7 protein-coding genes and 2 pseudogenes are annotated in these 9906 nt (G+C 72.0%); 4 read left to right on the top strand and 5 right to left on the bottom strand.

From position 1 onward, the window contains the following. A pseudogene (locus ACFXA3_RS23525) lies at nt 1–289 on the bottom strand (hypothetical protein); the annotation flags it as partial. Between the two features lie 223 nt (nt 290–512). Here ACFXA3_RS23525 and ACFXA3_RS23520 point away from each other — a divergent pair. Next, entirely contained in the window at nt 513–2579 is a 2067-nt protein-coding gene (locus ACFXA3_RS23520; RefSeq protein ID WP_385189698.1) for a DHA2 family efflux MFS transporter permease subunit, read from the top strand. Between the two features lie 73 nt (nt 2580–2652). Here ACFXA3_RS23520 and ACFXA3_RS23515 read toward each other — a convergent pair whose 3' ends face one another. After that, nucleotides 2653–3165, bottom strand: a complete 513-nt coding sequence (locus ACFXA3_RS23515; protein ID WP_385189695.1) for a GNAT family N-acetyltransferase — start codon at nt 3163–3165, stop codon at nt 2653–2655. Nucleotides 3166–3271: 106 nt separating this feature from the next. Between ACFXA3_RS23515 and ACFXA3_RS23510 the strand changes: the two genes are divergently transcribed. Continuing rightward, the gene (locus tag ACFXA3_RS23510) at nt 3272–3667 is read left to right on the top strand and encodes a nuclear transport factor 2 family protein (protein WP_385189692.1); all 396 of its coding nucleotides are present in this window, start codon (nt 3272–3274) and stop codon (nt 3665–3667) included. A 28-nt stretch (nt 3668–3695) separates the two neighbouring features. Here ACFXA3_RS23510 and ACFXA3_RS23505 read toward each other — a convergent pair whose 3' ends face one another. After that, complete coding sequence (locus ACFXA3_RS23505; RefSeq protein ID WP_385189689.1) at nt 3696–4064, bottom strand: antibiotic biosynthesis monooxygenase family protein; 369 nt, start codon at nt 4062–4064, stop codon at nt 3696–3698. Nucleotides 4065–4185: 121 nt separating this feature from the next. Here ACFXA3_RS23505 and ACFXA3_RS23500 point away from each other — a divergent pair. Then, nucleotides 4186–6201 (top strand): annotated as a pseudogene (locus tag ACFXA3_RS23500) (bifunctional glycosyltransferase 87/phosphatase PAP2 family protein); the annotation flags it as partial. 197 nt (nt 6202–6398) lie between these two features. Here the strand turns inward: ACFXA3_RS23500 and ACFXA3_RS23495 are convergent. Beyond that, the gene (locus tag ACFXA3_RS23495) at nt 6399–6782 is read right to left on the bottom strand and encodes a DUF6193 family natural product biosynthesis protein (protein ID WP_385189686.1); all 384 of its coding nucleotides are present in this window, start codon (nt 6780–6782) and stop codon (nt 6399–6401) included. A gap of 318 nt (nt 6783–7100) precedes the next feature. Continuing rightward, nucleotides 7101–8345, bottom strand: coding sequence for a cytochrome P450 (locus tag ACFXA3_RS23490; RefSeq protein ID WP_385189683.1), 1245 nt, complete (start codon nt 8343–8345; stop codon nt 7101–7103). 241 nt (nt 8346–8586) lie between these two features. On the opposite strand from ACFXA3_RS23490, the gene ACFXA3_RS23485 reads away from it, so the two are divergent. Further along, nucleotides 8587–9756, top strand: coding sequence for a steroid 3-ketoacyl-CoA thiolase (locus ACFXA3_RS23485; protein ID WP_054222771.1), 1170 nt, complete (start codon nt 8587–8589; stop codon nt 9754–9756). The last annotated feature ends 150 nt before the right edge of the window (nt 9757–9906 follow it).

The following is a 9906-nucleotide window of genomic DNA, read 5'->3' as shown; positions in this document are numbered from 1 at the left end:
CGGACCTCCGTGCGGGGCCCCCGCCCCCTCCCCGCCCCCCGCCCCCTGTTTCCCGGTTGCCGCCGGTGGGCGGCGCGGCGGCCCCGAGCTGGACCGTCTCGGCAGGCCAGAGCGCTTGCGGCGGGGCGTCCGGCCAGGCCACGGGTATGCCGTACGCCGGGGTGCCGTCCTGCGGCGCGGCTCCGCCCGGGTGGGCGTACGCGTCCGCGGGTCCGGCCATCACGCCCCGCACCGGCTGCGGGGGCAGCGGCGGAACGTCGTCGGACTGGCGCGGGTCGGGCAGCGTCACGTACGGACGGATGCGCAGTGGCTCGAAACCGACCCCCTGGACACACCCGCAGTCGACGCCCACGGCGCCGCATTCTGGACAGCGCTCAGCGCTCACTGGAATCCCTCCCTGGCCATTGCCAGCGATTATGCAGACCCGCAGGTGCCTGCCCAACCCGCCCGAGAGGCCATATCCGGCCACACCGCTCAGGATGGACATGTTGTTCCGGCCCGAGGAGGAACGGATGGCCCAGGATGTGACCGCGGACGCCGAGAACCCCGTTCCCGACCCGCACCAGGCCGGCCCCACCGCCGAGCACGCCACCCGTGAGGTCCTCGTCTCCATCGGCGCCCTGCTGCTCGGTCTGCTGATCGCCGCCCTCGACCAGACGATCGTCTCCACCGCCCTGCCGACGATCGTCAGCGAGCTCGGCGGAATGGCGCACCTGTCCTGGGTCGTCACCGCCTACATGCTGGCCTCCACCGCCGCCACACCCCTGTGGGGCAAGCTCGGTGACCAGTACGGACGCAAGAAGCTGTTCCAGGGCGCCATCGTGCTCTTCCTCATCGGATCGGCACTGTGCGGGCTCGCCCAGGACATGCCCCAGCTCATCGGATTCCGCGCCTTGCAGGGCCTGGGCGGCGGCGGACTGATCGTGCTGTCGATGGCGATCGTCGGCGACATCGTCCCGCCCCGCGAGCGCGGCAAGTACCAAGGCCTCTTCGGTGCCGTCTTCGGCGCGACCAGCGTCCTCGGACCGCTGCTGGGCGGCCTGTTCGTCGACAACCTGTCCTGGCGCTGGGTCTTCTACATCAACCTCCCCATCGGTCTCGTCGCGCTCGTCGTCATCGCCGCGGTCCTGCACATCCCCAGGCGGCGCTCGAAGCACACCATCGACTACCTCGGCACGTTCCTCATCGCCTGCGTCGCCACCTGCCTCGTACTGGTCGCCTCCCTCGGCGGCACCTGGGGCTGGGGTTCGGCCCGGATCATCGGCCTCGCCGTCGCCGGCGCCGTGCTGCTCGCCGGTTTCCTCCTCGTGGAGCGGCGGGCCGTCGAACCCGTCCTGCCACTGGGACTGTTCAAGATCCGCACCTTCACCCTCTGCTCGGTGATCAGCTTCGTCATCGGTTTCGCGATGTTCGGCGCGATGGTCTACCTGCCGACCTTCCTCCAAGTGGTCCAGGGCGTCTCGCCCACCATGTCCGGCGTCCACATGCTGCCGATGGTGCTCGGCATGCTGATCGCCTCCACCGCCTCCGGCCAGATCGTCAGCCGCACCGGACGGTGGAAGGTCTTCCCGATCGCGGGCACGGCCGTGACCGCGATCGGACTGCTCCTGCTGCACCAGCTGGAACGCACCAGCGGCACCTGGGAGATGAGCATCTACTTCTTCGTCTTCGGCACCGGCCTGGGCCTGGTCATGCAGGTGCTGGTGCTCGTCGTGCAGAACGCCGTCAGCTACGCCGACCTCGGCGTGGCCACCTCCGGCGCCACCTTCTTCCGCTCCATCGGCGCCTCCTTCGGCGTCGCGATCTTCGGCACGGTCTTCACCAACCGCCTCGACGACAAACTCACCACCGCCTTCGCCGGACTGCCGGTGCCGCCCGGTTCGGCCGCGCTGGTGGAGGCCGACCCCCGGGCCATCGGACAGCTGCCCGCCGCGCTGCGCCCCCGCGTCCTCGACGCGTACGCCTCCTCCATCACCGACGTGTTCCTCTACGCCGTGCCCGTCGTCCTCGTCGCGTTCGTCATCGCCTGGTTCCTCAAGGAGGACGTCCTGCGCGGATCCGTCACCGCCCCCGACGTCACCGAGACCCTCGCCTCCAACCCCGTCCACCGCTCCTCCCACGACGAGGTCGCCCGCGCGCTGACGGTCCTCGGGACCCGCGAGGGCCGCCGCCACGTCTACGAGAAGATCACCGAGAGGGCCGGCTTCGACCTGCTGCCCGCGGCGAGCTGGCTGCTGCTGCGGATCAAGAAGTACGGCTCCGCCGAGCCCGGGGTGCTCGCGGAACGGACCACCGTGCCGTTGAAGGTGATCACGGACGCCGCCCGCCAGCTCGAAGAGCGCGGTCTGGCCGAACGGGACGGGCTGCCCCTGGTCATGACCCCGAGCGGCCGGGAGGTCGCCGGGAAACTGGCCGAGGCCCGCGAGGACTCGCTCGCCGAACTGCTCGGCGACTGGTGGGGCCCGGACCGGCCGACCGACCTGGTCAAACTCGTCAAGGAGATCAACGCGGAACTGTGCGGATCCGACGCCGAGGAGCCCTACGACACCGAGGCCCGCCGCGACCACGCCGCACCCTGAACCCGGGCGGAGCCGACCCCGGGCTGCCCTGAGTCAGGGGCGCCCCTGACCCCGGGCGCCGGGCACGCCGTCCTCAGGGAAGGAGCTTCTCGAACCAGTGCTCCGCGTACTGGCCGTCGTTGTAGGCGGGTATCTCCGCGTACCCCTGCCGCGCGTACAGCGCCCGGGCCTCCACCAGGTCCGACCGGGTGTCCAGGCGGACCCGCCCGGCGCCCAGCGCGCGGGCGTCGTCCTCCAGGGCCGCGAGCAGCGCCGCCCCGCCGCCGGTGCCGCGGGCGCGCGGGTCCACGTACACCCTGGTGAGCTCGGCGGTGACGGGGTCGAGCAGCCGTATGCCGCCGCAGGCCAGCGGCGTTCCGTCGAGGCGGCCGACGACAAACCGGCCCGTCGGCGGGACGAGCCCGTCGGCCGGGTCGTCCCGCAGGCCCTCGTCGATCTCGGCCTCGGTGGCGGGGCGTTTCCAGTACCGGCCGGCGACCTCCGCGTAGTACGCGCGGCGCAGCGCGGTGGCGTCGCCGGTGGCGAAGTGCTCGGCGGTGACGGCCCAGTTGCCCGCCGTGGGGGCGGTGCTGTCGATGGTGTTCATGGCGTCATTGTGGAGTCCGTGCGGATCTCGCCGCGTGGAATATCCACAGGTACGGGCCGATGATGGGAAAAGACGTATTTCACTCAGATGGAGGGCGTGAGACGCCATGTCCGAGCACCCTGACGCTGCCCTGATCCGCCGCGGCTACGAGGCCTTCGGCAAGGGCGACATGGAGACGCTGGGCTCGCTGATGACGGCGGACGTCATCCACCACATGCCCGGCAGCAATCCCCTCTCCGGCCACCACAAGGGCCGCGAAGCCGTCCTCGACCTCTACCGGCGGTTCGGTGAGGAGACGAACGGCACCTTCCAGGTCGATCTGCACACGGTGCTCGTCGACGGGCGCGGCCACGTCATGTCCTTCCACACCGCGCGCGGTGACCGCGGCGACCGGGGGATCGAGATCCAGGAGGGCCTGTTCTTCACGATCGTCGGCGGGAAGATCACCGACATCGACGCGTGCACGCAGGACATCGACGAGGAGGACGCCTTCTGGAGCTGATGCCGGCCTCCCCGCCGCTGCGCCCCGCTCAGCCCTGCGGCTTCGGCGCCGCCTGCTGAACGACCTCGAACGACCACACCGTCGACCCCGAGGCCGCCGGCTTCGGCCGCTCACCCGCGCCCGAGCCACCGCCCGCGCCCGAGCCACCGCCCGCACCCGCGCCGCCGCCCTGGTGCGCCGCCTTCATGGGCCCTTCCATCCACGCCTGGAAGTCCTCCTCCGACCGCCACCGCGTGTACACGAGGTACTGGTCCGTCCCCTCGACGGGACGAAGCAGCTCGAACCACTCGAACCCGTCCGAACCCTCCACGGTGCCCGCCCGCGAGGCGAACCGCTGTTCCAGGACTTCCCGCTGCTCGGCGGGCACGGTCAGCGCGTTGATCTTCACGATGCTCATGCACGCCATCCTAGGGATGCCGCGGGGGATATCGTCGTCCCCAGGTAATGGAGCGGTGCATGAAACGCGGCAGCCAGGCGAAGTCAAGGTTGCGGTCGACAGGGTGGGAGGCCGGCGGGGCGTGGCTGACGCGGCGGAGCACAGCGGGGCGAACGGACATGCCGGGGTCATAGGCGGCAGCGGCAGACTGGGGGCGGCGCGCCTCCTGCTGTGGGCACTGGCCGGGATCCTCGCCGTCAGACAGGCCGCCGCCGTGCTGCGCATGCCGCCGGGCGAGTGGCTCGGCGAGTTCCGGCTCCCCGGCGGTTTCCCCGGCTCGCTGTACGACGGCGGCCAGTTCACCGCGACCCCGTTCGCCGGGCTGGTCCTCAAGCCGTTCCTCGGTCTCGCGGCGCCCCCGCTCGAAGTGGCCTGGACGAGCGTGACGCTGCTGTTCGTCGCCGCCGTCGGACTGGTCGCCGCGCGCGCCCTGCCCGACCCCGTGCCGCGGCGCACCGCACTGCTCGCCGCGCCCGTGCTGGTGGGCCTGATGATGGTGTCGCTGCCCGTCCGTGCGGCCGCCTCGCCGGGCCAGACCGCCGTCCTGCCCGTGCTGCTGGTGCTGCTGGCCGTGTTCCGGGTGTCCGGCGAGCGTCCGGCCGGCTTCCTCGTCGGGCTCGCCGCCGCGCTCCAGCCCGCCCTGCTGCTCTTCGCGCCGCTGCTGTGGCTCACCGGCCGCCGCCCCACCGCCAGGGCCGCCACCGTGACCTTCGCCGCGGCCACCGCCCTGTCCTGGGCGGCGCTGCCCCGCGACTCCCGCGCGTACTGGATCGACCACCTCGCCGGCACCGGCCTCGGCGGCGCCCCCGACAGCCTCGCCAACCAGTCCGTGCACGGCGCGCTGCTGCGGCTCGGCCTGAGCGGGCCCGCCGAGATCCTGCTGTACGTGGCCCTCGCGGCCGGAATCGCCTGGGTGGGCCTGCGCCGCGCGGCCCGCTACGCCCGCGACGGCCAGCTGCTGCTCGCCGTCGCCGTCACCGGCTGCGTCGCCGTCGCCGTGGCGCCGACCGGGTGGCGCCACCAGCTGCTGTGGGTGCTGCTCGCGGTGGCCGGGAAGGTCGGCGAGCGGGCGGCGGACCGGCCCGTGTGGCCGGTGGCCGTGGTGCTCGCCATGACGCTGCCCAGCGACGTCCTGCTGCCCAACCTGGCCGCGCTGGCCCCCGTACGGGACAACGTGCTGCTGCTCGCCGCGCTGGCGGCGGCCTGCGCGGTGCCGTTCCTGCCGCGGTCCTCGCCCCACTGGCGCGAGCCCGTCCCGACGCAGTACGGCCGCCCGGCCGCGGCCCGCTGGTCGCGGGTGCCGCTGCTGCCGTTCTGGCGGCGCGTGCTGTCGCGCCCCAACCTGCTGCTGGAACTGCTGCTGATACGGGTCGGGTACTCGCTGTACTCGCACATCAGGGCCGCCGCGCCCGGCAGCCGCAGCCTCGCCGAGGGCAACGGGAGCCGGATCCACGCCGTCGAACGGGCGCTGGGCATCGACATCGAGCACGCCGTCAACCACGCCGTGGTGAACACGCCCTGGCTGGAGAAATTCTTCAACTTCTACTACACGTCGTTCCACTTCGTGGTGCCGCTGACGATCCTGGCGGTCCTGTACTGGCGCCGGCCGGGAGACTACCGCTGGGCCCGCGCCTCCCTGGGTCTGGCCACCGTCCTCGCGCTGCTCGGCTTCTGGCTGTACCCGCTGGCGCCGCCGCGCCTCATGCCTGCGCTCGGCTTCATCGACACGGTGCACGGGCCGCAGGACCTGGCCAATCCGCAGTACGGGGCGATGACCGCCATCTCCAACCAGTACGCGGCGATGCCCTCGCTGCACTTCGGCTGGTCGCTGTGGTGCGGGATCGTGATCGTCACGCTGGCGCCGAAGGCCTGGCAGAAGCTCCTGGGGGCACTGCACCCGCTGATCACGGTGTGCGCGATCGTCGCCACCGCCAACCACTGGGTGCTCGACGCGGTCGGCGGCGCGGCCGTCGTCGGCGCCGGGTTCGGGCTGGTCCACGTACTGTCGGGGCCGCGCGGCGCGTTGCCGGGCGGGGCGGGCGTACCGCGGCCGCGCGAGCCGGAACGAGTGGGCGCCGCGACGCGCAGCGGCGCCTGCACGGCCGGGTCCGAGCCGCTGCCTGAGCCGCCGCCTGGGCACCCGCCCGCCTGGGCACCCGCCCGCCCGGGCGGCCGCGCCCGGACGGCGCGAAGGGGTGTCGGGAACGGACCGTGTGTCCGTCCCGGCACCCCTTCGGTGGATCGCCGCGTCCTGTCAGGATCCGCCGGGGGCGCCGCCCGCGCCACCCGGGCCGATCACGGAGCCGCCGCGCCGCCCTCGCAGAGCCGGTCCACGACGACCGCGATGGCGGCCTCGGCGGTGTCGGTCTCGGCGATGACGGTGTTCAGGCTGGGGCTGCGCACCCGGAAGCGGCCGTCGGGCATGGGCTCGGCGGCCGGCGCCTCCACCTCGAAGGGGTGGCGGGTGCGGGAGCTGAACCACAGGGTCCACTGGCGGGTGAACGGGTACAGCCGGCGCAGCTGCGGCTGCGCGGAGGCGGCCTCGATGAGCTCGATGACGCCGCGGCAGAGCGTGTCGGGTCCGCCGCGCTCCTCGATCAGGCGCCACGTCGTGGGCAGCCGCTGCCAGCGGGCATCCACCCGGTGAGCGGTGTCTGTATCGGCAGCGTGAAGGTTCATTCGCGCAGTGTGACGCCCCACCGGTCACAGAACAATGGTCCGGAAGTAAACAATCCGGCATACGTGCGCCCTCGATGCGCCCCGGCCGCGCGCCCGGCACGCCCCCCTCGGCCCGAATCCGCCTCCCGGCACGCCCCCTCGGCACGAATCCCGCCCCCGCCGGGCGCGAGGTCCCGCCGCCCTCGGCAGGCGCCCGGCGCTCGCGGACCGGCAGGTTCCACGGACGGCAGGAGCCGGGGCGTGGGAGGGCCGGCCCCTGCCGTCGTGGAACCGGTACGGCCCGTCGTGGAACCCGGTACGGCCACGGACACTGCGCGCTCAACCGTGGCTGACCCGGAGCTCCTTGATGCCGTTGAGCCAGGCCGCGCGCAGCCGGCGCGGTTCCTCGCCGGCCAGCCGCAGGTCGGGCAGGGAGTCGGCCAGCGCGTTGAAGATCAGGTCGATCTCCATGATGGCCAGGGACTTGCCGAGGCAGAAGTGCGGACCGCCGCCGCCGAATCCCAGGTGCGGGTTCGGGTCGCGGGTGATGTCGAAGACGTCGGGGTCCTCGAAGACCTCGGGGTCGTGGTTGGCGGAGGAGTAGAACAGCCCCACCCGGTCGCCCGCCTTGATCTTCTGCCCGCCCAGCTCGGTGTCACGGGTGGCGGTGCGCTGGAAGGACACCACCGGAGTGGCCCAGCGGACGATCTCCTCGGCGGCCGTCGCCGGCCGGGTCGCCTTGTACAGCTCCCACTGCTCGGGGTGGGTGAGGAAGGCGTGCATGCCGTGGCTGATGGCGTTGCGCGTGGTCTCGTTGCCGGCGACCGCGAGCAGCAGCACGAAGAAGCCGAACTCGTCGGAGCCCAGGTTGCCCTGGCCCTCGGCGGCGACCAGCTGCGTCACGATGTCCTTGGCCGGGCACTCCTTGCGGGCGGCGGACAGGTTCATGGCGTAGCCGATGAGCTCCATCGCCGCGTTGGAGCCGACCTCCTCGGTGATCGCGTACTCGGGGTCGTCGTACGCGATCATCTTGTTCGACCAGTCGAAGATGCGCAGGCGGTCCTCCTGAGGTACGCCGATCAGTTCGGCGATGGCCTGGAGCGGGAGCTCGCAGGCGACCTGCGTGACGAAGTCGAAGCTGCCGTCGGCGGAGGCGGCCAGCGCCTGGGCGACGATCTTGCGGGCCCGGTCGCGCAGGGCCCCCTCCAAGCCACGGATGGCCCGCGGCGTGAAACCGCGCTGCACGATCTGGCGTACACGGGTGTGCTCCGGCGGGTCCATGTTCAGCATGATCAGACGCTGGGCATCTATCTGCTCGCGCTGGATGTGCTCGTTGAAGCGGATGATCGCCGTATTGGTGGTGGAGGAGAACAACTCCGGGTGCGTGGAGACGTACTTGACGTCCGCGTGCCGGGTCACGACCCAGTAGCCCTCGTCGTCGAAGCCGGTGATGCCGCGCCGCTGGGGGCACCACCACACGGGCGCCGTCTGCCGCAGCTGGGCGAACTCGGGGAAGGGGACGCGGTCCTGGAGCAGGTCGGGATCGGTGGCGTCGAAGCCTTCGGGCAGCGCGGGACAGGGCATCGGGCGACTCCAAAGTCTGACGGCCCATCAGAAGTTGGCTTGAAGGTAGTAACGAGTTCTAGAAGTGACAAGGGTCCCCGCGCCAACTGTTGCGTGTGGAATCCGTGGAAGCCGCGTGCAAGACCCTTGCGTGCCGGGCCCCGGGGTCATAAGACTGCGAGTGGAACTAGAACGCGTACTAGTTCGGGCGGGGCGCCGGGACGGCCCGCCGCGCCGGCACAGTGCAGGAGAGGACGAGCTCATGGCCGCGGAACCCGTCATCGTCGAAGCCGTACGCACCCCCATCGGCAAGCGCGGGGGCGCGCTCGCCAACCTCCATCCCGCCTACCTGCTCGGCGAGACGTACCGCGAACTCCTCGCCCGGACCGGAATCCAGCCCGACTGCGTCGAGCAGATCGTCGGCGGAACCGTCACCCACGCCGGCGAACAGTCGATGAACCCGGCGCGCAACGCCTGGCTCGCCATGGGCCTGCCGTACGAGACCGCCGCGACCACCGTGGACTGCCAGTGCGGCAGCTCCCAGCAGGCCAACCACATGGTCGCCAACATGATCTCCGGCGGGGTCATGGACATCGGCATCGCCTGCGGCGTCGAGGCGATGAGCCGGGTCCCGCTGGGCTCCGGCTCCAAGCACGGCCCCGGCAAGCCCTTCCCGGACGAGTGGAACGTCGACCTCCCCAACCAGTTCGAGGCCGCCGAGCGGATCGCCCGCCACCGGGGCCTCACCCGCGAGGACGTCGACCGGCTCGGGCTGCTCTCCCAGGAGCGGGCCGCCACCGCATGGGCCGAGGAGCGGTTCAAGCGGGAGACCTTCGCCGTCCAGGTCCCCACCACCGAGGAGGAGCAGGCCGCAGGACAGGGCATGTGGCGCCTGGTCGACCGCGACGAGGGCCTGCGCGACACCAGCATGGAGGCGCTGGCCCGGCTCAAGCCGGTCATGCCCACCGCCGTGCACACCGCCGGGAACTCCTCGCAGATATCGGACGGCGCCGCCGCCGTGATGTGGGCCTCGCGCAAGATGGCCCGCGCCCTCAAGCTCAAGCCGCGCGCCCGGATCGTCGCCCAGACGCTCGTCGGCGCCGATCCGCACTACCACCTGGACGGGCCGATCGACGCGACGCGGGCCGTGCTCGGCAAGGCCGGGATGTCCCTCAAGGACATCGACCTCGTCGAGATCAACGAGGCCTTCGCCTCCGTCGTCCTCAGCTGGGCCCAGGTCTTCGGGCAGGACCTGGAGAAGGTCAACGTCAACGGCGGCGGCATCGCGATCGGCCACCCCGTCGGCGCGACCGGAGCCCGGCTGATCACCACGGCGCTGCACGAGCTGGAACGCCGCGACAAGGAATTCGCGCTGATCACCATGTGCGCGGGCGGTGCGCTGGCGACCGGCACGATCATCCAGCGACTGTAGGCGGCGCGACGGCGCGACGGCGCGGCCGCGCGTGGGCGCCGGGCGCCGCAAGGACCCTGTGGGATGGGAAACAGAAGGCCCCGGTGGCCGGACCTGGGTCTAGATTCTCGGAACCTAGACTTGGGGCCAGGATTTCCGGAACCGAGAGTG

It is taken from the genome of Streptomyces sp. NPDC059456, assembly GCF_042750055.1.
Lineage (GTDB): Bacteria > Actinomycetota > Actinomycetes > Streptomycetales > Streptomycetaceae > Streptomyces.
This window is presented reverse-complemented; position numbering and strand designations above follow the sequence as displayed.